Source organism: Ralstonia sp. VS2407 (assembly GCF_052950655.1).
Window position 1 is genome coordinate 152543 of record NZ_JBRFVG010000011.1, and the last position, 22453, is coordinate 174995.

The 22453-nt window shown below is 63.5% G+C and carries 12 protein-coding genes and 4 tRNA genes; all 16 read right to left on the reverse strand.

Annotated elements, in window-relative coordinates; genetic code table 11:
* Position 1 precedes the first annotated feature (1 nt).
* The 16 genes from ACU8YE_RS18485 to ACU8YE_RS18560 all read right to left on the reverse strand — a co-directional run bounded on the left by ACU8YE_RS18485 (position 2) and on the right by ACU8YE_RS18560 (position 21892).
* Entirely contained in the window at positions 2 to 4783 is a 4782-nt protein-coding gene (locus ACU8YE_RS18485) for an alpha-2-macroglobulin family protein (protein WP_446929311.1), read from the reverse strand.
* Positions 4784 to 4791: 8 nt separating this feature from the next.
* Positions 4792 to 5496: a DUF1175 domain-containing protein gene (locus ACU8YE_RS18490; RefSeq protein ID WP_260804346.1), complete on the reverse strand. Its 705-nt coding sequence runs from the start codon at positions 5494 to 5496 to the stop codon at positions 4792 to 4794.
* Positions 5493 to 7346 (reverse strand): DUF2138 domain-containing protein, encoded by a 1854-nt coding sequence (locus ACU8YE_RS18495; RefSeq protein WP_446929312.1) that lies wholly within the window; start codon positions 7344 to 7346, stop codon positions 5493 to 5495. Before ACU8YE_RS18495 ends, ACU8YE_RS18490 begins: the two co-directional genes overlap by 4 nt.
* Before the next feature lie 259 nt (positions 7347 to 7605).
* Positions 7606 to 11835 (reverse strand): DNA-directed RNA polymerase subunit beta', encoded by a 4230-nt coding sequence (rpoC, locus tag ACU8YE_RS18500; RefSeq protein ID WP_316881400.1) that lies wholly within the window; start codon positions 11833 to 11835, stop codon positions 7606 to 7608.
* A gap of 127 nt (positions 11836 to 11962) precedes the next feature.
* A complete protein-coding gene (gene rpoB, locus ACU8YE_RS18505) occupies positions 11963 to 16069 on the reverse strand; it encodes a DNA-directed RNA polymerase subunit beta (protein ID WP_232041207.1) in 4107 nt (1368 codons plus the stop codon).
* 448 nt (positions 16070 to 16517) lie between these two features.
* Positions 16518 to 16892: a 50S ribosomal protein L7/L12 gene (gene rplL / locus ACU8YE_RS18510; protein ID WP_004634456.1), complete on the reverse strand. Its 375-nt coding sequence runs from the start codon at positions 16890 to 16892 to the stop codon at positions 16518 to 16520.
* A gap of 66 nt (positions 16893 to 16958) precedes the next feature.
* The gene (gene rplJ, locus ACU8YE_RS18515) at positions 16959 to 17465 is read right to left on the reverse strand and encodes a 50S ribosomal protein L10 (RefSeq protein ID WP_004634455.1); all 507 of its coding nucleotides are present in this window, start codon (positions 17463 to 17465) and stop codon (positions 16959 to 16961) included.
* Positions 17466 to 17841: 376 nt separating this feature from the next.
* A complete protein-coding gene (gene rplA, locus ACU8YE_RS18520) occupies positions 17842 to 18537 on the reverse strand; it encodes a 50S ribosomal protein L1 (RefSeq protein ID WP_147216777.1) in 696 nt (231 codons plus the stop codon).
* Between the two features lie 2 nt (positions 18538 to 18539).
* Positions 18540 to 18971 (reverse strand): 50S ribosomal protein L11, encoded by a 432-nt coding sequence (gene rplK, locus ACU8YE_RS18525; protein ID WP_004634453.1) that lies wholly within the window; start codon positions 18969 to 18971, stop codon positions 18540 to 18542.
* A 176-nt stretch (positions 18972 to 19147) separates the two neighbouring features.
* Positions 19148 to 19732, reverse strand: coding sequence for a transcription termination/antitermination protein NusG (gene nusG, locus ACU8YE_RS18530; RefSeq protein ID WP_004634452.1), 585 nt, complete (start codon positions 19730 to 19732; stop codon positions 19148 to 19150).
* Between the two features lie 12 nt (positions 19733 to 19744).
* Positions 19745 to 20125, reverse strand: coding sequence for a preprotein translocase subunit SecE (gene secE, locus ACU8YE_RS18535; protein ID WP_015855766.1), 381 nt, complete (start codon positions 20123 to 20125; stop codon positions 19745 to 19747).
* Positions 20126 to 20184: 59 nt separating this feature from the next.
* Positions 20185 to 20260 (reverse strand) — tRNA-Trp (locus tag ACU8YE_RS18540).
* An 88-nt stretch (positions 20261 to 20348) separates the two neighbouring features.
* On the reverse strand, positions 20349 to 21539 hold the full coding sequence (tuf, locus tag ACU8YE_RS18545) for an elongation factor Tu (protein WP_004634449.1): 1191 nt from the start codon (positions 21537 to 21539) through the stop codon (positions 20349 to 20351).
* A 43-nt stretch (positions 21540 to 21582) separates the two neighbouring features.
* Positions 21583 to 21657 (reverse strand) — tRNA-Thr (locus ACU8YE_RS18550).
* Positions 21658 to 21676: 19 nt separating this feature from the next.
* Positions 21677 to 21750: transfer RNA gene (locus ACU8YE_RS18555), tRNA-Gly, on the reverse strand.
* Between the two features lie 56 nt (positions 21751 to 21806).
* Positions 21807 to 21892 (reverse strand) — tRNA-Tyr (locus tag ACU8YE_RS18560).
* Between the last annotated feature and the right edge of the window lie 561 nt (positions 21893 to 22453).

The following is a 22453-nucleotide window of genomic DNA, read 5'->3' on the forward strand; positions in this document are numbered from 1 at the left end:
ATCACTCCACCTTGAACGGATAGCTGGCCGTCTTGCCGTCGCCCTGGAACGCCTTGGCTTCCGGCTGGTACATGCGGAAGTAGCGCACCGGCGGCAGCGCAAAGCGGCCCGGCAGCGAGAAGCGCACCAGCTGGCGCAGCACGGTCGGGCGCTCCAGCGCGGGCACCGGCTGGTTGTACGAGAGCTGGCCCATTTCATACGCGGCCTTGCGCTCGAACGGCTGCGCGCCGTTGCCTTCGTTCGGTTCGCCCTTCAGCCCGTCGATCTGGATGCCCCACGTGGTGGCTTCCACTTCGGCGCCCGGCGGCAGCGGCACTTCGACCAAGCCGTAGCGGTACGTGCCCTGGCGCGGCGTCAACACAACCTCGTCGACGTAGAGCGCATTGCTGTCGAGCGTGTCGCCCGGCTTGACCGGTTTGGCGGTAAAGGCGATACCGCTGCTGGCGTCGGCCGCCGGCTGCTTGGGCGCCTTCGGATCGGCCTTGGCGGGCGCGCTGTCGATCGGCTCAAGACGATACAGCTTGCGCTCCACCGTGATCGGCAGCTTGGACGCCTCGGCCGCGCGGCTGCGGTACGACACGATGGCCGATTGCGTGGTCACGTCGGTCGGAGCCGTCGTCAGGTCCAGCGCGGCGGGCACTTGCGCGCCGGTCCAGCGCCAGGTCGGCACACCCACCGGCGAGCGCGCCGCCTGCCAGCCGCCAGCCGAAACGGCCGGCTGGATGGTGGCAACGCTGGCACCTTGCAGGCCGCCCAAACCCTTCTGCAGCCAGACCAGCGCCACAGCGCGATCCATCGTCGGCATGGCGGTGCTGGCGCGAGCCAGCAGCGGTGCCGGGTCGGCAGCTGAGCGCCCGCCGCCCATCAGCAGCAGGCTTTGCACCAGCGGCGAGGTGTCGGCGGCCAGCGCGTTGCGGGCGGCGATGTCAGCGGAGACCAGCGCTTCCGGTACCGGCTGGCCGACTTGGCGCATCAGCTGTGCCGTCAGCACCGTCGCCACCTGCCGGCCGCGTGGCGAATCCGGCGCCACGAAGATCAGGCTGTCGCCCGCTGCGGGGTCGGCATCGACCGGGGCCTTGGCCGCCTTGCCGCCACTGGGCGCAAGCTCGTTGGCCACGCCCGACAGCGGCGTCGCCACCGGCAGGCCCATCTCGTTGGCAAACCACAGCGCAAGCGCGCGGTGCAGCAGCGGCTCGTTCTGGCTGGTGCGCTTGTAGGCTTCGAGCACCTGCTTCCAGTTGTCTGCCGGCAGGCTGATGCCGACCGAACGGCTGGCGAGCCAATCCGCGTAATACGCATACGACGTGATCAGCGCGCTGCTGGTGGTCAGCTCGCCCCACCAGCCGAAGGTGCCGTTGGTGCCGGCCAGCAGTGCCAGACGTTGGCGTTGCGTGCGCAGCAGCGCGTCGACGCCTTGCGTGCCGGCCAGGCCGCCATCGCCGAGGCGCGTGCCTGTGGCAGCCAGACTCTGCTGGGCCAGTGCCAGCGGGATCAGGCGGCTGGCGGTCTGCTCGGCACAACCGTACGGATATTCGATGAGGTCATCGGCGACGCGGGCAAACTGGCTGGCCGTGTTGCCGACCACGCGCAGACGCACATCGCGTGCATCGGCGGGCAGGCCTAGCGGCAGGCGCGTGCCTTGCAGCTGCGTGAGCGGAACGACGTTTTCGCGGTCGGCCAGCCAGCCCGCTGCGTCCAGCTTGAGCGTGGTCTGCAGGCGGTCCGAGACCTTGTCGTCCTGCTTCAGCTCGGCATTCACGACACCCGCCTGCAGCGCCGTGACGGGCGCGCGCAGGTAGTTGGCGCCGCGCTTGAGCGTCACGCGCTGGTTGATGTTCAGGCCGGCGCCCGAGACGATCCAGTCGGCGGTGATGTCCTTGTCGGTCTGGTTGAAGGCGACCATGTCCAGGCGCGGCTGATCGCTTTCGCGGAAGCGTTGCGGGCCGGTCCACTTCAGATACAGCGGCTTGTCGGAGCGGATGCTTGCCGTGCGCTGGCCAACGATGCCGTCCGATGCGCCAGTGGTGGACACGGCGCGCACCGTGATACGCCAGCGCGCCAGCGAATCCGGCATCTTGAAGGTCATGCGCGCACGGCCATCGGCGCCGGTCTGCAGGTTGGCGACCCAGGCAGCAGTGTCCTTCTCGTCGCGGCGCGGGCGCTCCAGCACCTTCACGCCACGCTCGTTATGGCGGCCATACGTGCCGCCCGGCTTGCCCGGCAGCGAGGCCAGCGCCAGGTCGTAACTGATGAAACTCTGGCTCGACGTGGTGCGCACGCTGTTGCGGCGCGGGTGATAGAAGAAGTCGACGATGCTTGGTGCCACTTCAGGCTGCAGCACGTAGATCATTTCGTCGACCACCGACACGGTCAGGTTGGCCGGCACGGGCTTGCCCGCCAGCGCGCTGGTCAAGTCCAGCGTGACGGTTTCGCCCGGGGCGTAGACGGCCTTGTCGGCATGCACGCCCAGGTCCAGCGTCGGCTGCGTGACGACAATGCCGGCGTTCTGGAACACCATGTCGCCGTCGCGCACGTACAGCACCGAGAACGTCATGTTGGGCGCGAACTCTGCACCGATCTTGATGCGCGCGCGGTACTGCGACGGCGTGACCTTCTGCAGGCTGAGCCATTCGCCGCCGCGCGTGAGCAGCGCGTGGCGCTCGACCTTGTCGCGCTCCAGCGTGAGCAGCGCATCGTCCACCGGCAGCGGGAACGTGATCAGCGCTTCGGCCGTGTCGCCAATCTGGTAGCGATCGCGGTCGAACACCATTTCGATGTTGCCCGGAACGGTCTGCACGCCGTCACCGGCCACCCAGTGGCTGGATGCGGCGAGCAGGTTGCCGGCCGCATCGCGCACCGACAGCGTGTACGAACCCGGCTGGTCGAACTTGACCGGGAACGTGGCGTTGCCCTTGGCATCCGGCGCCAGCGTGCCTTCGGTGCGCGTGCGCGTTTCGAGGCGCACCAGATCCCACTTGGCCGGCGGAGCGCTGGCACCGCTTGCGCCGCTCATAACCGGCATCGGCGTGAGCGTGAACGACACGTTCTGCCCCGGCGTGGTGAAGTTCGACGTGGTCGACAGCTTGTACGGCGTCGCGCCACGTGCGATCAGCAATTCGCGCGTGACCTTCACGCGGTACGCCGCGCCATCGTTGGCAAACACGGTCACCACGTAGCGGCTCGGTTCCTTGGCGGCGGGCAGTTCCAGCTTGGCGTTGCCGTCGCCGTCGGTGGTCAGCTCCTGCTGCTCCAGCTTGACGGGGAACAGGCCCGCGTAGCGCAGTTCGCCCTCCACCATCGTCACCTGTTGCGCGCGCAGGCTGACCGACACCTTGCCGTTCTTGACCGGCTTGCCGTCCGGATAGCGCAGGCTGATCTTGCCCTTGACCGCTTCGCCCGTGCCGTAGCTCGCCTTGTCCAGCGAGAGGTTCACGTCAAAGTGCGGCTTGATGTATTCGGCTACGCGGAAAGCGCCGCCGTATGTGCCGCCGTTGTAATCAAAGCGCAGCGAGTAGCCGCCGGCCGGCGCGTTGGACGGCAGCGTAAAGCGTGCGTCCGCCCCGGTCTCGCCCGCCAGGCGCGTGGTCGTCGTGGCCACCGGCGCGCCATTCGGGTCGAGCACTTGCAGCTTGATGTCGCCGGCAGCCGGCACGGTCGACTCGGTCGCGTTCTTGAAGTTGCGGCCGATGAACTTGACGTTCACTTCGTCGCCCGGGCGATACAGCGGGCGATCGGTGAAGGCGTACAGCTTGGTGTTGTAGATCTCGCTGTCGTAATAGAAATTCTCGGAGATGAACACGCCGCCCGCGCGATCGTTGCCGATCACGTAGCTGCGCTCAGGCGACACGTGGCGCAGGTCGGCTGTCCCGTCCGACTCGGTGGTGCCCGAGGCCAGCACGCCCACGCCGTCGGTCCAGCTCACCGACGCGCCGCCGACGGGCTTGCCGCTCTTGCGCTCGGCCGTCCACACCATCATCCCTTGCGAAGTGCCCTTGGTGACGGCCACGGTGTCCGACACAAACAGCAGCGTGTGCGCACGGTACGCGCCAATCACCGCTTCAACGATGTACAGACCTGCAGGCAGCTTGCCGACCGGAATCATCACGTTGCCGGCGTTTTGCGGCATCCACTCGCTGCTGCTGCCCTCGAGCTGCACGTCCTTGGGCGGCGCGATCGGCTTGGCGTCCCAGATCGGGTAGCGGAAGCGACCCAGCAGTTCGTAGCCCTTGAGCGGCGCGTACTGTGGGTTGTTCGAGAAGCGCGTGGGCGCGGTCATCTGGTCACCCATGCTGAACTGCGGCGCGGTCTCGACGGCTTTGCTGCGTGTGGCGAACGACAAGACGCGCTGCCAGGCGCGGCGGGCCTGGCGCGTCCAGTTGTCCCACAGATAGGCCAGCGTGTTGGCCAGGCCTTCGCCCGTGTAGTTGGCCTTGACGTCGATGCGGTGCAGGTTCTTCTGCGCCTTCAGAAATTCCAGCGGCTGCGGCACGCGGTAGACGAGGATGTCAGCGCCGCCGTAGCGGGAGAGTTCGTCCTTGTACTCGCGGCCCGGCGCTTCAAGACGGACCATCGCTTCCTGATCGGTGCCGTAGCTCGCATCCGACAGCAGGAAGAACGGCTGCCCCTTGAACGGCTCATAGCCGCTGCCCGGCACGTCGAACAGCGTGGGGTTCGGGGTTTCCGGCGCATCGGCCGCATGCGCTGCCGGCACCGAAACGACGAACGCCAGCACCGTCACGCAGACGGCGGCGACGAGATTGAACGACAGCCAACGGTTGCGCATGAGTTTTTCTACCGTGTCAAAAAGGCCAGACGAAACACGCCGATGAAGTTGGGGTTGCCGCTCTGCGGCTGCCAGCGCGAGTCTTTCCATTGCATCAGTTCAGAGACCGGGACCGCGCGCAGGCCGTTGTCGGTGCGGGTGACGGTGCCGGTGTGGTAAGCGATGTAGCGATCCATCCAGATCATCAGATGCTGGTCGTCGCCTTGATCAAAGAAGAGCAGATCGCCCGGGAGTGCCTGGTTGACGTCGCGGGCGATGAATCGGCTGTTCTGCTGGATGAGGCCCAGCGCCGAGACATACGCGCCGGTGCTGCCATCGAAGCGTGCCCAACGCTGCGTGAGCGTGCGCTGGGCAGGTGTGAGATTCAGCTCGGGCGGCAGGTGTCGCGCAGATTCCGCATCGCGCATGCCGTTGGCGCGCAGCCAGCGGGCGTCGTGCGGGCGCAGCGCCTCGCCGGCGGCAAAGCGCACGAGGCCGGCGCAGTCGCGATGCGTCCAGCGCGGCGTCGGGCCTTGGCGGAGCTGCTCGTTGACGATGCGCACGAACCACGCACGGAACACGCTGGATTGGTCCGGCGTGAGTGCATCGGCATCCGCGGGAGCCGCGTCGGCCCAACCCGACAACGCATGCACAGACGGAGCGAGCAGGCAGGCGCCCGCCGCCGTCAACCAACGGCGGCGGTTCAACGCGGCGGCCTGGGCGCGCAACGTCATTGCGTGCTGGTGTTGGCTTCGGAGGCGGAAGCCGCAGCCGCTGTGGTCGGCGCATCGGCCGCCGGGGCTTGTGCTGCCGTTGCGTCAGCCAGCGGCGGCGTGCCATCGCCACCGGCAGGCAGACCGCGTCCGCTTGAGAGCCACGTCACCGGCACCCAGCCGCGCGACGACGGCACGCCGCCATCCAGCGCCAGCGACACCGGCGCGTACCGCGACAGCGCCTTGAGCTTCGGAAACAGATGCGTCTGCGCAGCGTTCAGGAACACCGCTTCCTGGTCGGCCGGCAGCGCTGCGCCCGCTTCGCGGCGGACAAGCGGGGCGAGCGATGCGGGCGTCATGGTCAGGACGATGCGATCGGTCTTGTCCTTCGGCAGGCTGTCGGCCACTGCGGGGAAGCGCTTGGCGAGCACCGCCAAGGCGTCATCGACGAGGCGCGCGTCAGGCGAAAACACGACCACGTCTCCCGCAATCGCCAGCGTGACCGGGAAGTAGCGATCCGACGACAGCTGCGCCGCAAACGGTGCCCCCGCCGACTGCGCGGTACCGTAACGCGCGCTCACCGGGCGCTGCCACAGCGTTGCGTTGGCGGGCCCTTGCTTTGTCGTCACCGGCAGGCGCTTGTACGGACCGGACTTGTCGTCAGCCTGCGCCTTGGCTTCGTACGACCCGACAATCTGGCCGAACAGCGCACCGAGCGCCGGCTTGACGGCTTCTGCCTGCGACGCCGACGACAGCTTCGCGACGAACAACGGCGCCACCAGCGACGACTTGCCGTACCAGCATGCGGCCGCCGGGCCCGCGAATGCATCACCAACATGCGCGGCGGCTTCGCTGATCTCCTTGGCGTCGCCGGCCACGGACTTCAGCAGCGTGCCGGCGGCCTTCCAGTCGACCGGCAGCGTCGCGCATGCGGCAGGGTCAGAGGGCAGCGCACGCCACAGGCCGGCGTTGTCCCACTTGGCCGTCAGCCGGGCCGGGTCGATGAGCGCGGCGCTCTGCCAGCCGTTGCCCGCGCCGTCTTTGCCCGCACCAAAGTCGAAACGCAGCGCTTCAATGCCGGGGAAGTATTGCTGATAACCGAACGACAGATAGTTGGCGCTCACCACAACGTGATGGCCCGTCGGCTCCTGCGCGGGCAGCGCGTACGCCGTGCCCTGCACGTTGCGCCTGCCGGTATCGTCCGACAGCAGCGCCGCCAGCGCGCTGGCCTGCTTGGAAATCGGCTTGCCGTCCTTGTCCAGCAGGATGCCCGGCTCGGACAGCGCGATCAGCCGATCGCCCTTGCTGGCAATCAGGATCGAACGCGTGGCCGACAGCCTGAGCGCATAGACCGGCGCGCCCGAATCGCCCAGCCCATCGGCGACTTTGGTGAGCTGCGTATCGCTCGTGGCCACCGTGGCGACGGCTTCCAGCGCCTTGGCCAGGCCGTTGCGCTGCATCGAGAGCACCCAGTAACGCAGCTTGTCGTCCGGGCCGCGCCACAGCATCACGCGGGCGGGCTCGTCAAATACGTGCTTGAGCACCGTCTCGGCCAGGTCGAGCTTCTGCTCGTACGCCAGGCGGCGCAGCGCCCCGGCCACCGAGAGACGGTCTTCGTTGCCTTCGTAATAGGCGACGAAATCTTCGGTCAGCACGTCGCGCAGCAGCGGCACACGCAGCACGTCGCGCGGCAGTTGCGACAGGCTTTGGCTGTCGATCAGGGCGTCGGGATAGGTCAGGTCGAGCTGGACCTGGCGGGCGTGCAGCGCGCGTGTGCGGCCAAACGGGTGCCAGACCATCTGCACCACCGCCGCGCCGGCAACAACCAGGGCGACCGCGCCAACGGCGATCTGCTTGCGTGTGAGCTTCATGGAGGAATCGTCGGCAAGACTGGAGGGGCCGGCGCCTTGCTGAAACCTGCTCCGCTGGAGGGCGCGCAGATTGTAAAAAGTGCCGGTCTATAACCGCGAAATCATAGCGGTTGGCATGTTAAGGCGGGTTAACGTCTCAAGAAAATACGACTCGGGCGGCGCCAGTGTTGCTGGGCGTCTGCACACGGCGCCTCGGCAAAAAGCCGGCAAAAAAAAAGCCCGGCACATGGCCGGGCTTTGATGGTGTTGCTTGGCTCGCTTACGCGTCGCCTTCTTGCTGAACGGCAGGCGTTTCGAAGATCGAAGCGGCTTCTTCTTCGGCAATCGCCGCAGCGCGGTCGCGGTCGGCCACTTCCTTCGCCTTGCGGGCGCGGTGGTAGGCCAGGCCGGTACCGGCCGGGATCAGACGGCCAACGATGACGTTTTCCTTCAGACCACGCAGGTCGTCGACCTTGCCCATGATGGCGGCTTCGGTCAACACGCGCGTGGTTTCCTGGAACGACGCCGCCGAGATGAAGCTGTCGGTCGACAACGATGCCTTCGTGATACCCAGCAGCAGGTTCTCGTAGGTCGCCGGACGCTTGCCCAGCGCGATCACCTTGTCGTTCTCGTCGAGCAGGTCCGAACGCTCCACCTGTTCACCCGGGATGAAGCGGGTGTCGCCGGTATCGACGATCTGCACGCGGCGCAGCATCTGACGAACAATCACTTCGATGTGCTTGTCGTTGATCTTCACGCCTTGCAGACGGTACACGTCCTGCACTTCGTCGACGATGTAGGTCGCCAGCTCTTCCACGCCCTTCAGACGCAGGATGTCGTGCGGGTCGGCCGGGCCTTCAACGATCATTTCGCCCTTGTTGACCACTTGGCCGTCGTGCACCAGCACCTGCTTTTCCTTGGCGATCAGGAACTCGTGGGCGTTGCCGTCGAGATCCGTAATCACCAGGCGCTGCTTGCCCTTGGTGTCCTTACCGAACGAAGTCGTACCGGTGACTTCCGCGAGCACGGCGGCGTCCTTCGGCGAACGGGCTTCGAACAGCTCGGCCACACGCGGCAGACCACCGGTAATGTCACGCGTCTTCTGCGATTCGGTCGGGATACGTGCGAGCACTTCACCCACGTGCACTTGCTGACCGTCCTTCACGGTGATCAGCGCGCCCACCTGGAAGCCGATGGTCACGGAGTGGTCCGTGCCCGGGATCTTCACTTCGGCGCCCGACGAGTCGAGCAGCTTCACCTGCGGACGGATGCCCTTCGTGGCAGCGGTACGACGCTTCGCATCGATCACCACCAGCGTCGACAGACCGGTCACTTCGTCCATCTGCTTGGCAACGGTCACGCCCTCTTCGACGTTCTCGAACTTGATGGTGCCCGAGTACTCCGAAATGATCGGTCGCGTCAGCGGATCCCACGTGGCGAGCTGCGTGCCGGCCTTGATGGACTGACCATCCTTGACCAGCAGCGTCGCGCCGTACACGATCTTGTGGCGCTCGCGCTCACGGCCGTGGTCGTCGGTGATCAGCGCTTCGCCCGAACGCGAGATGACGATCTGCTCGCCCTTCGCGTTGGTGACGTAACGCATGGTCGCCGTGAAGCGCACGGTACCGGTTGCCTTCGCTTCCACGCTCGATGCCACTGCCGCACGCGATGCCGCACCACCGATGTGGAACGTACGCATCGTCAGCTGCGTGCCCGGCTCACCGATCGACTGAGCAGCGATCACACCCACTGCTTCGCCGGAGTTCACCAGCACACCGCGGCCGAGGTCGCGACCGTAGCACTTGGCGCACAGGCCGTAGCGCGTGTCGCAAGACAGCGGGGTGCGAACCTTCACTTCGTCCACGCCCAGCGCGTCGATCAGGTCCACCATGTCTTCGTCGAGCAGCGTGCCGGCTTCGATCGCGGTTTCCTGCGTTTCCGGGTTCACCACGTCGTTGACGACCACGCGGCCCAGGATACGGTCGCGCAGGGCTTCGATCACTTCACCGCCTTCGACCAAGGCCTTCATGGCCACGCCGTTGGAGGTGCCGCAATCGTCTTCCACCACCACCAGATCCTGCGTCACGTCGACCAGACGACGGGTCAGGTAACCCGAGTTCGCCGTCTTCAGTGCCGTATCAGCCAGACCCTTACGTGCGCCGTGGGTCGAGATGAAGTACTGCAGAACGTTCAGGCCTTCGCGGAAGTTCGCGGTAATCGGCGTCTCGATAATCGAGCCGTCCGGCTTGGCCATCAGGCCACGCATACCGGCGAGCTGACGGATCTGCGCTGCGGAACCCCGTGCGCCCGAGTCGGCCATCATGTAGATGGAGTTGAACGACTCTTGCTTGACGGTGTTGCCGTTGCGGTCGACCACGTCTTCGGTCTGGAGCTGCTCCATCATCGCCTTGCCCACCTGGTCGCCGGCGGCGCCCCAGATGTCCACGACGTTGTTGTAACGCTCCTGATCCGTCACCAGACCCGACATGTACTGCTTGTCGTATTCCTTCACCTTGGCAGCCGCCTCGGAGATGATTTTCTCCTTGGCCGGCGGCACCAGCATGTCGTCGATGGCGATCGAGATACCGGCGCGCGTTGCCAGGCGGAAGCCCGACTGCAGCAGCTTGTCAGCGAAGATCACGGTTTCGCGCAGACCGCACTTGCGGAACGCCGTGTTGATCAGGCGCGAGATTTCCTTCTTCTTCAGCGGCTTGTTCAGCACCGAGAACGGCAGACCCTTCGGCAGGATCTCCGACAGGATCGCGCGACCGACCGTGGTGGCCTGCAGCGTGATCTTCGGTGCAAAACGGGCGTCGCCGTCGGCTTCCGGGTTCACCAGTTCATACTCGGTGATGCGCACGTTCACGCGCGAAGCCAGTTCGACTTCCTTGTTCTCGTAGGCGCGGATCACTTCCGAGATGTCGGCGAACGTCATGCCTTCACCGCGGCCGTTGATCTTGTCGCGGGTCGTGTAGTACAGACCCAGCACCACGTCTTGCGACGGCACGATCGACGGATCGCCGTTGGCCGGGAACAGCACGTTGTTCGACGCCAGCATCAGCGTGCGCGCTTCCATCTGCGCTTCGAGCGACAGCGGAACGTGAACAGCCATCTGGTCACCGTCGAAGTCGGCGTTGAACGCCGCGCAGACCAGCGGGTGCAGCTGGATGGCCTTGCCTTCGATCAGCACCGGCTCGAACGCCTGGATACCCAGACGGTGCAGCGTCGGCGCACGGTTCAGCATCACCGGGTGTTCGCGGATCACCTCTTCGAGGATGTCCCACACCACCGGCGTCTGGCTTTCCACTTCCTTCTTCGCCGCCTTGATCGTGGTGGCGATGCCCATCGTTTCCAGCTTGTGGAAGATGAACGGCTTGAACAGCTCGAGCGCCATCAGCTTGGGCAGGCCGCACTGATGCAGCTTCAGCGTCGGGCCCACCACGATGACCGAACGGCCCGAGTAGTCCACGCGCTTGCCCAGCAGGTTCTGACGGAAACGACCGCCCTTACCCTTGATCATTTCAGCCAGCGACTTCAGCGGACGCTTGTTGGCGCCGGTCATCGCCTTGCCGCGACGGCCGTTGTCCAGCAGCGAGTCCACGGCTTCCTGCAGCATGCGCTTTTCGTTGCGCACGATGATCTCCGGCGCCTTCAGCTCGAGCAGACGCTTCAGACGGTTGTTCCGGTTGATGACGCGGCGATACAGGTCGTTCAGGTCCGACGTGGCGAAACGGCCGCCGTCCAGCGGGACCAGCGGACGCAGCTCGGGCGGCAGCACCGGCAGCACTTCGAGGATCATCCAGTCCGGCTTGATGCCCGAACGCTGGAATGCCTCGAGCACCTTCAGGCGCTTGGCGAACTTCTTGATCTTGGCTTCCGAACCCGTGGCCTGCAGCTCGGCGCGGATCGTTTCGATCTGCTTCTCGATGTCGATGCCGCGCAGCAGCTCGCGAATGCCTTCGGCGCCCATCATGGCAACGAACTCGCCTTCGCCGTACTCGTCGCACTTGGCCAGGTAGTCGTCTTCCGACATGATCTGGCTCTTCTTGAGCGCGGTCATGCCCGGCTCAACCACGACGAATGCCTCGAAGTACAGCACGCGCTCGATGTCGCGCAGCGTCATGTCGAGCACCATGCCCAGACGCGACGGCAGCGACTTCAGGAACCAGATGTGCGCGGTCGGCGCAGCGAGTTCAATGTGGCCCATGCGCTCACGGCGCACCTTGGCCAGCGTCACTTCAACGCCGCACTTCTCGCAGATCACGCCACGGTGCTTCAGGCGCTTGTACTTGCCGCACAGGCACTCGTAGTCCTTGATCGGGCCGAAGATCTTGGCGCAGAACAGACCGTCACGCTCGGGCTTGAACGTACGGTAGTTGATGGTCTCGGGCTTCTTGACTTCGCCGAACGACCACGAACGGATTTTCTCAGGCGACGCGAGGCCGATCTTGATCGCGTCAAACTGCTCTTCTTGCTGTACCTGACGGAATAGGTCGAGCAATGCTTTCATTCCAAACTCCTTGAGTTTGAGGCTGGCGCCTTGGTGTGACCCAAAGGCGCCGGCCCTAAATCTTCGTCAATGGCTGCTGTTACCCGGGCATGGCGATGTTGCCGCCATGCCCTCACCGCATCGGCGCTCAGTTGCGCTCGAGGTCGATGTCGATACCCAGCGAGCGGATTTCCTTCACCAGCACGTTGAACGATTCCGGCATGCCGGCATCGATCGAGTGCTCGCCCTTGACGATGTTCTCGTACACCTTGGTCCGGCCGTTCACGTCATCCGACTTCACGGTCAGCATTTCCTGCAGCACGTAGGACGCGCCGTACGCTTCGAGTGCCCACACTTCCATTTCACCGAAACGCTGGCCACCGAACTGGGCCTTACCGCCCAGCGGCTGCTGCGTCACCAGCGAGTACGGACCGGTCGAACGCGCGTGCATCTTGTCGTCGACCAAGTGGTGCAGCTTCAGCATGTGCATCACGCCCAGCGTGACCGGACGCTCGAAGGCTTCACCGGTGCGGCCGTCGAACAGCGTGACCTGTTGCTTGGATGCGGTCAGGCCCTTCTCCTTCGCGATGTCTTCCGGATAGGCGAGGTCCAGCATGCGGCGGATTTCATCCTCATGCGCACCATCGAACACCGGCGTCGCGAACGGCACGCCCTTCTTCAGGTTCTCGGCCAGCTCGAGGATTTCAGCATCGGACAGGCTGTCCAGATCTTCAACCTTGCCGCTCTCGTTGTAGATCTGACCCAGCAGCTTGCGGATCTCGGCAGCCTTGGCTTGCGCCTTGAGCATGTTGCCGATGCGCTCGCCCAGACCGCGGGCAGCCCAACCCAGGTGGGTTTCGAGAATCTGACCCACGTTCATCCGCGAAGGCACGCCCAGCGGGTTCAGCACGATGTCAGCAGGTGTGCCGTCGGCCATGTAGGGCATGTCTTCGATCGGGGTGATCTTCGACACAACACCCTTGTTACCGTGACGGCCGGCCATCTTGTCGCCAGGCTGCAGGCGACGCTTCACGGCCAGGTACACCTTGACCATCTTGATCACGCCCGGCGGCAGTTCGTCGCCTTGCGTGAGCTTCTTGCGCTTCTCTTCGAACGCGAGGTCGAAGTCGTGGCGCTTCTGCTCGATGGCAACCTTCACGGCTTCCAGTTGCAGCGCGACTTCGTCTTCCGCCGGGCGGATGTCGAACCAGTGCCACTTGTCCAGATCGGCCAGGTATTCCTTCGTGAGCGCGGTGCCCTTGGCCAGCTTCTTCGGGCCGCCGTTGGCAACCTTGCCCACCAGCAGACGCTCCAGACGCTGGAAGGCATCGCCTTCCACGATACGCAGCTGGTCGTTCAGGTCCAGGCGGTAGCGCTTCAGTTCTTCGTCGATGATCGACTGGGCGCGCTTGTCACGCACCACGCCTTCACGCGTGAAGACCTGCACGTCGATCACGGTACCGCTCATGCCCGAAGGCACGCGCAGCGAGGTGTCCTTCACGTCGGACGCCTTCTCACCGAAGATCGCACGCAGCAGCTTCTCTTCCGGCGTCAGCTGGGTCTCGCCCTTGGGCGTGACCTTGCCGACCATCACGTCGCCGGCTTCCACTTCTGCGCCGATGTACGTGATGCCCGATTCGTCCAGGCGAGCCAGTTGGGCTTCGGCCAGGTTCGAGATGTCGCGCGTGATTTCTTCCGGTCCGAGCTTGGTGTCGCGAGCAACGACCGACAGCTCCTCGATGTGGATCGAGGTGTAGCGGTCTTCAGCAACCACACGCTCCGAGATCAGGATCGAATCCTCGAAGTTGTAGCCGTTCCAGGGCATGAACGCGACCAGCATGTTCTGGCCGAGCGCGAGCTCGCCCATGTCGGTCGAGGCGCCGTCAGCGATCACGTCGCCGCGGGCAACGACATCGCCCACCTTGACCATCGGACGCTGGTTGATGTTCGTGTTCTGGTTCGAACGCGTGTACTTGATCAGGTTGTAGATGTCCACGCCGACTTCACCAGCGACGGCTTCGGCATCGTTCACGCGGATCACCACGCGGTTCGCGTCAACGTAGTCGACCACGCCGCCACGGGTTGCCTGCACGGCGGTACCCGAGTCCACTGCCACGGTGCGCTCGACGCCGGTACCCACCAGCGGCTTGTCCGCACGCAGGCAAGGCACGGCCTGACGCTGCATGTTTGCGCCCATCAGTGCACGGTTTGCATCATCGTGCTCGAGGAACGGCACCAGCGAGGCTGCAGCCGACACGATCTGCGACGGTGCCACGTCGATGTACTGCACGCGGTCCGGCGTGACCATACGGGTTTCACGCTCGCTGCCTTCACGCGCGGAGACCAGCTCGTCGATCAGGTTGCCGTCCTTGTCCAGCGTCGCGTTGGCCTGCGCCACCACGTACTTGCCTTCCTCGATGGCCGACAGGTAATCCACCTGGTCGGTCAGCTTGCCGTTTTCAACCTTGCGGTACGGCGTTTCGAGGAAGCCGTAGTCGTTCAGTTGTGCGTACAGCGCCAGCGAGTTGATCAGACCAATGTTCGGACCTTCCGGCGTTTCGATCGGGCACACGCGGCCGTAGTGGGTCGGGTGCACGTCACGGACTTCAAAGCCCGCGCGTTCGCGCGTCAGACCGCCCGGGCCCAGTGCCGAAATACGACGCTTGTGCGTGACTTCCGACAGCGGGTTGGTCTGGTCCATGAACTGCGACAGTTGCGACGAACCGAAGAACTCGCGAATCGCCGACGAAATCGGCTTCGAGTTGATCAGGTCGTGCGGCATCAGGTTTTCCGTCTCGGCCTGGCCCAGACGCTCCTTGACAGCACGCTCAACGCGCGACAGACCGGCACGGAACTGGTTTTCCGCCAGTTCGCCGACGCAACGCACACGGCGGTTGCCGAGGTGGTCGATATCGTCCACTTCGCCCTTGCCGTTACGCAGGTTCACCAGCAGCTTGATCGTGTCGAGGATGTCCTCGTCGGTCAGCACCATCGGGCCGGTACCGGTCGAACGGTTCAGGCGGCTGTTGACCTTCATGCGGCCAACGCGCGACAGGTCGTACGAGTCTTCGCTATAGAACAGACGCTGGAACAGCGCTTCGACAGCGTCTTCGGTCGGCGGCTCGCCGGGGCGCATCATGCGGTAGATGGCGATACGCGCGGCGGTCTGGTCGGCCGTGTCGTCCGTGCGCAGCGTCGCAGACATGTACGGACCTTGATCCAGGTCGTTCGTGTACAGCGTCTGGATTTCCTTCACGCCGGCGTCGCGCAGCTTCTCGAGCACGCCTTCGGTCAGTTCGTCGTTGGCGTTGGCCAGGACTTCACCGGTATCCGGATCGACGATGTTCTTCGCCAGCACGCGGCCCAGCAGGTAGTCTTCCGGCACGCTGATCAGCTTGGTACCGGCGGAATCCAGGTCGCGGATGTGCTTGGCGTTGATACGCTTGTCCTTCTCAACCACGACCTTGCCGTTCTTGTCGGAAATGTCGAAGCGAGCGACTTCACCGCGCAGACGCTCGGGCACGAATTCCATCAGTGCGCCTTCGGTCTTGAGCGTGAAGTTGTCGAACACGAAGAAGTGCGCCAGGATCTGCTCCGGCGTGAGGCCAATCGACTTCAGCAGGATCGTCACCGGCATCTTGCGGCGGCGGTCAACGCGGAAGTACAGGATGTCCTTCGGGTCGAATTCGAAATCGAGCCACGAGCCGCGGTACGGAATGATCCGCGCCGAGAACAGCAGCTTGCCCGAGCTGTGCGTCTTGCCCTTGTCGTGCTCGAAGAACACGCCCGGCGAACGGTGCAGCTGGGACACGATCACACGTTCCGTACCGTTGATCACGAACGAACCGGTGGAGGTCATGAGCGGAATTTCGCCCATGTAGACTTCCTGCTCCTTGATCTCCTTGACCTTGGTAGGATTCTCGCGGTCGTTGATGATCAAGCGCACTTTTGCGCGCAGCGCCGAGTGGAAGGTCAGACCACGCTGCTGACATTCCTTGACGTCAAACGGCGGGTTGGACAGGTGGTACGACACGAACTCCATGCGTGCCAGACCGTTGTGCGACACGATGGGGAAAATGGCGTTGAACGCCGCTTGCAGACCTTCGCTCTTGCGTTGTGCAACAGGAGCGTTCTCCTGCAAGAACTGGGCATACGATTGAATCTGGGTGGCAAGCAGGAAGGGAACCTGATGAACCGTTGCGCGTTTCGCGAAACTCTTGCGAATACGCTTCTTCTCGGTAAAGCTGTACGCCATGGGATCTCCGAATCATCGCAAGTGCGCGCGACGGACTTAAGGCGATAAGGCACGCCTGACACTTGAGGTGTTCAGCGACTGGTGACGGGATTTGGCGGTTGGCCGCTACCAACCTCTGGCTGACGGTACTGCGCGCGCCACCCGCACATGGGCCCATGGAGCCCATGCTACGGACGGGGGAGTACCCGACCAAACTTGCCTTCTGCAGTCGGTTCAGAAGACAAACATCAGCGGACTGCGAACTGCCTAGTGTGCCACTGATGTTTGGCCTCTGCTGGCCTTGTCCTGGCCGGCGGCCGGAAAACCCGGCAAAGAGACTTCAACGATACTTACAGCGTGATTGCGGGATCGCTCAACAATCGGTCCCACAAGCGCAAAAAGGCTGGCGCCGGGAAATCTCCCTTTGCCAGCCTCCATCGCGTACCGATACGGCACGCGAGACCTGCACTTACTTGGCTTCGGCTTCCGCGCCGGCTTCCACCAGCTTCTTCACCAGCTCGTCGGCGGTCTTCTTGTCGACGCCTTCCTTCACGGGCTTCGGTGCGCCATCGACCAGGTCCTTGGCTTCCTTCAGGCCCAGGCCGGTGATTTCACGCACGGCCTTGATGACGCCAACCTTGTTCGCGCCGGCGCTCTTCAGCGTCACGGTGAATTCGGTTTGCTCTTCAGCAGCAGCAGCGCCACCAGCAGCAGCCGGACCGGCCACGGCCACGGCAGCAGCCGACACGCCAAACTTCTCTTCGAACGCCTTGACCAGGTCGTTCAGTTCCATCACGGACATCGCGCCAACGGCTTCCAGGATGTCGTCTTTGGTGATTGCCATTTGAATAACTCCAGAATGTGATTCGGTATCGATCGTGCGATCTGTGCGCGGTGCAGCAGCAGCCTATTAGGCCGCTGCAGCCTCGCCTTCGCCTTGCTTGGCAGCCAGGGCACCCAGGGCGCGGGCAAAGCCCGACACCGGAGCCTGCATGACGAACAGCAGCTTGCTGAGCAGTTCTTCGCGGCTCGGAATCGTTGCCAGCGCCTTCACGGCGTCGACGTCGAGAACCTTGCCATCGTACGAACCGGCGCGCAGCACCAGCTTGTCATTGCCCTTGGCGAAATCGTTCAGCACCTTGGCCGGGGCCACTGCGTCTTCGGAAATACCGTAGATCAGCGGGCCGGTCAGTTGCTCGGCGAGTTCGGCAAACGGCGTGCCTTCAACAGCACGGCGCGCCAGCGTGTTCTTCAGAACGCGCAGGTAGACGCCTTGCTGGCGCGCTTGCGCGCGCAGCTTGGTCAGATCGCCAACCGTGATACCGCGATATTCGGCGACGACGATGGTCGAGGCCTTGGCGACTTGCGCCGTTACCTCGGCCACGACGGCCTTCTTATCTTCGAGATTGAGTGCCACGGTTAAGCTCCAAAACGACTTCGGCTTGCGCAGTCACTGCGGTCGCCTCGGTCAGTCCAAAAGTACGGCGTCCGATTGGCACAAATCACTTCGGCAATACCAAAGTCACTCATTCCCTTCGGGGGCGCCATCTGCGTTGGCTAAGCACCGCCTCCGTTTCCGGAGCAGGCTGCGATTAAGGTGTTGGCTCCAAGGAGCCCTTCACCGCCAACGGTCTTTGATAACCAGCGGCGTCGGCCTGCTTGCGCAAACGTCTACCACTGCCCAAAGTCTTGTCCCTCAAGCTTCGAGAGTCCGTGCGGCCGGAGCCGCGCGAGAGAAAACAGCTAACACCGGGATGGTTATCGGGCCACCCGATGCGAATGATCGAGTTCGATCAGGCAGCCAGGGTTGCCTGGTCAACACGCACGCCCACGCCCATCGTCGACGACACGGCGACCTTGCGCAGGTACACACCCTTGCTCGATGCCGGCTTGGCCTTGGTCAGCGCGTCCAGCAGTGCAGCCAGGTTGCTCTTCAGGGCTGCCGGCTCGAACGAGCGGCGGCCAATGGTGGCATGGACGATACCGGCCTTGTCGACACGGAATTGCACCTGACCAGCCTTGGCGTTCTTCACAGCCGTAGCAACGTCCGGCGTCACGGTGCCGACCTTCGGGTTCGGCATCAGGCCGCGCGGGCCCAGAATCTGACCCAGCGTACCGACCACGCGCATCGTGTCCGGCGAAGCGATCACGACGTCGAAGTCCATCTTGCCGGCCTTGATCTGCTCGGCAAGATCTTCCATGCCGACGATCTCAGCGCCTGCAGCCTTGGCTTGCTCGGCCTTGTCGCCTTGAGCAAACACAGCCACGCGCACCGACTTGCCGGTACCGGCAGGCAGCACCACCGAACCACGGACCACTTGGTCCGACTTCTTTGCATCGATGCCCAGTTGCACGGCCACGTCGATGGATTCATCGAACTTGGCGCTGGCGCATTCCTTGACGAGGCTCAGCGCTTCGTCGATCGGGTAGAACTTGGTACGCTCGACCTTGGCCTTGTTCGCGGCCGCACGCTTCGAAATCTTTGCCATGATTACAGGCCCTCCACCGTGATACCCATCGAACGGGCGCTACCGGCGATCGTACGCACGGCGGCGTCCAGATCAGCTGCGGTAAGGTCAGCGTTCTTCGCCTTGGCAATTTCTTCTGCCTGGGCACGGGTGATCTTGCCGACCTTGTCGGTATGCGGCTTGGCCGAACCCTTCTGGATACCGGCGGCCTTCTTGATGAGCACGGTCGCCGGCGGCGACTTCATCACGAAGGTGAAGCTCTTGTCGGCGAAGGCGGTGATCACCACCGGCACCGGCAGACCCGGTTCCATACCTTGAGTCTGCGCGTTGAACGCCTTGCAGAACTCCATGATGTTCAGACCGCGCTGACCCAGAGCGGGACCGACGGGCGGGGACGGATTTGCTTTACCAGCCGGAATTTGCAGCTTGATAAAGCCAATAATTTTCTTGGCCATCTTGACTCCAATCCGGATTGCCTAGCTCAACCAACCATGGCAATCCTGTTGAGTGGTAACGCATCGGCGCAAGGCCGACGCTCCTCTGTTGGCGCAGGTGACATTGCCACCGTTGCCCGCCAAGTCCAACGGACCGGGCGATTGGCGCAGTGGCTTTCGCCACCACACCGAATTTCTTAAACCTTCTCGACCTGACCGAACTCGAGCTCGACCGGCGTCGCACGTCCGAAGATCGTCACGGAAACGCGCAGGCGCGATTTCTCGTAGTTCACTTCTTCGACGTTGCCATTGAAGTCGGTAAACGGGCCTTCCTTCACGCGCACCATCTCACCCACTTCGAACAGCGTCTTGGGACGTGGCTTCTCGACGCCTTCCTGGATCTGGGCCATGATCTTGTCGACTTCGCTCTTGGAAATCGGCGAGGGGCGATTGCCCGTACCACCAATGAAGCCGGTCACCTTGGAAGTGTTCTTCACCAAGTGCCAGGTCTCGTCGGTCATCTCCATTTCGACAAAGACGTAGCCGGGGAACAGGCGGCGCTCAGTCACGGTCTTGCGACCGCTTTTGCTCTCCATCACCTCTTCCGACGGCACCAGAATCTGACCGAACAGATGTTGCAGGCCTTCGCGCTCAATACGCTCCTGCAGCGCGCGTTGCACGCTTTTTTCCATGCCCGAATAGGCATGCACGACATACCAGCGCTTCTTCGAGGCCGGTGCGGACGAATCCGTGGACGTGTCGTTCGCTACGTTATCCGTCATGGCTTCACTCGATTATTTCCAGCCCAGCACGAGCGAGAAGATCACCCACTCGATGAGCTTGTCCGCAGACCACAGGAACAGGGCCATGATCACGACGAACGCAAACACCAAACCGGTCATTTGCCCGGCTTCCTTGCGCGTCGGCCACACCACCTTGCGAACCTCGCGGTACGACTCGCGCGCGAACTCGATGAAGCCTTGCCCAGGCGCGGACACCAGCGCAACGCCTGCGCCCAACACCAGCCCGCCGATCAGCGAGGCAGCACGGACATAGCTCGGCTGTTGCGCAAGCAGGTAAAAACCGATCACCCCAGCGACCAGCAGCAGGAACGCCAAGACCAGCAGCCATTTGCCGCTGGCGGTGTTGACGGTTTCGACGTTCGGATTGGCCATGTTTCCCAAACGAGACTAAGCCGCGTGGCGCGTTTTCCTGCGCGACGCGGCTGATGAATTGGCAGGGGCAGAGGGAATCGAACCCCCAACCTTCGGTTTTGGAGACCGACGCTCTGCCAGTTGAGCTATACCCCTAAAACAGCTTTGGGGTTGCCATTTGGTCAACCCCACTCTGGCACTTCACGTGCGGCCGGTTGGCAGCCGCACGGAAGAGTTACAGCTCTTACTCGATGATCTTAGCGACGACGCCGGCGCCGACGGTACGGCCGCCTTCACGGATAGCGAAGCGCAGACCTTCTTCCATGGCGATCGGGGCAATCAGCTTGACGGTGATCGACACGTTGTCGCCGGGCATAACCATTTCCTTGTCGGCCGGCAGCTCGATCGAGCCGGTCACGTCCGTCGTACGGAAGTAGAACTGCGGACGGTAGTTGTTGAAGAACGGCGTGTGACGGCCGCCTTCGTCCTTCGACAGGATGTAGACCTCGCCCGTGAAGTGCGTGTGCGGCTTGATCGAACCCGGCTTGCACAGCACTTGACCGCGCTCGACGTCTTCGCGCTTCGTGCCGCGCAGCAGAATACCGACGTTGTCGCCTGCTTGACCTTGGTCCAGCAGCTTGCGGAACATTTCGACGCCCGTGCAGGTGGTCTTCTGCGTGGCCTTGATACCGACGATTTCGAGTTCTTCGCCGACCTTAACGACGCCGCGCTCGATACGGCCGGTCACCACGGTGCCGCGACCCGAGATCGAGAACACGTCTTCCACCGGCATCAAGAACGTACCGTCAACAGCGCGCTCCGGCGTCGGGATGTAGGTGTCCAGTGCGTCGGCCAGGTTCATGATGGCCACTTCGCCCAGTTCGCCCTTGTCGCCTTCCAGCGCCAGCTTGGCCGAACCCTTGATGATCGGGGTGTCGTCGCCCGGGAAGTCGTACTTCGACAGAAGTTCGCGCACTTCCATCTCGACCAGCTCCAGCAGCTCGGCGTCGTCCACCATGTCGCACTTGTTCAGGAACACGACGATGTACGGCACACCAACCTGGCGGGCCAGCAGGATGTGCTCACGCGTTTGCGGCATCGGGCCGTCAGCGGCCGAGCACACCAGGATTGCGCCGTCCATCTGGGCGGCACCGGTAATCATGTTCTTGACGTAGTCGGCGTGGCCCGGGCAGTCAACGTGCGCGTAGTGGCGGTTAGCCGTTTCGTACTCGACGTGTGCGGTGTTGATCGTGATGCCACGCGCCTTTTCTTCCGGCGCCGCATCGATCTGGTCGTATGCCTTGGCGGCACCACCAAACTTGGTCGCCAGCACGGTCGTGATCGCTGCGGTCAGCGTCGTCTTGCCGTGGTCAACGTGACCAATCGTACCAACGTTCACGTGCGGCTTGGTCCGCTCGAACTTTTCCTTTGCCATGTCGCGACTCCTGTCTCGGTAGCGATTTGCGTTGGTGGATGCGTGGTGCCCATGGGCAGGATCGAACTGCCGACCTCTCCCTTACCAAGGGAGTGCTCTACCACTGAGCCACATGGGCAAAACTTGCGAACAGTGAATGGAGCGGGTGAAGGGAATCGAACCCTCGTCGTAAGCTTGGAAGGCTTCTGCTCTACCATTGAGCTACACCCGCCCGGGTTACTTCTTCCCTTGCCGCCCGGCCTCGCGGCCGAACTCACTGCTTAATTCTGGTGGAGAGGGTTGGATTCGAACCAACGTAGGCGTAAGCCAACAGATTTACAGTCTGCCCCCTTTAGCCACTCGGGCACCTCTCCGAAGAGAACTTGCGATTATGGGACCATCAGGCCACCCTGTCAAGCGTTGCTTGATGAAATCGCGAGATTCCGAGCATTGATGCTCTCATCCTTATAGGCGACGACATTCGACGGACCAGCGTGGCCACGGCACGCGGATACACACCCCACGGCGCCGATAGAGGCGCTCGCCGAACCTTCGTCGAAAGTGGCAATGCGGTCGACCGGCGGAGTATCGAAAGGCAGAAGCCCCCTGCGAGTTGCCATCGTGAAGCGGCGGAACACTCGATGAGCGGCGCGCAGGCGCACGGGCTAGCCGACTGCGCGAACGCATCCTCCCGCAACCGCTAGAGCCTCCGTTGTGAGCTTTTTGCTATGAATTGACGGCCGAGCGTGCGTGCTGGCGCGCAGCTCGACGAGTGACAGCGCGCTTGGAAAAGCGTATGGGAATGAGCCGCGCAAAGACAAACACCCCAGCTCTTTGAAGGGAGCTGGGGTGTTGGATGGGAGAGCCTGGCGATGACCTACTTTCACACGGGAATCCGCACTATCATCGGCGCGGAGTCGTTTCACGGTCCTGTT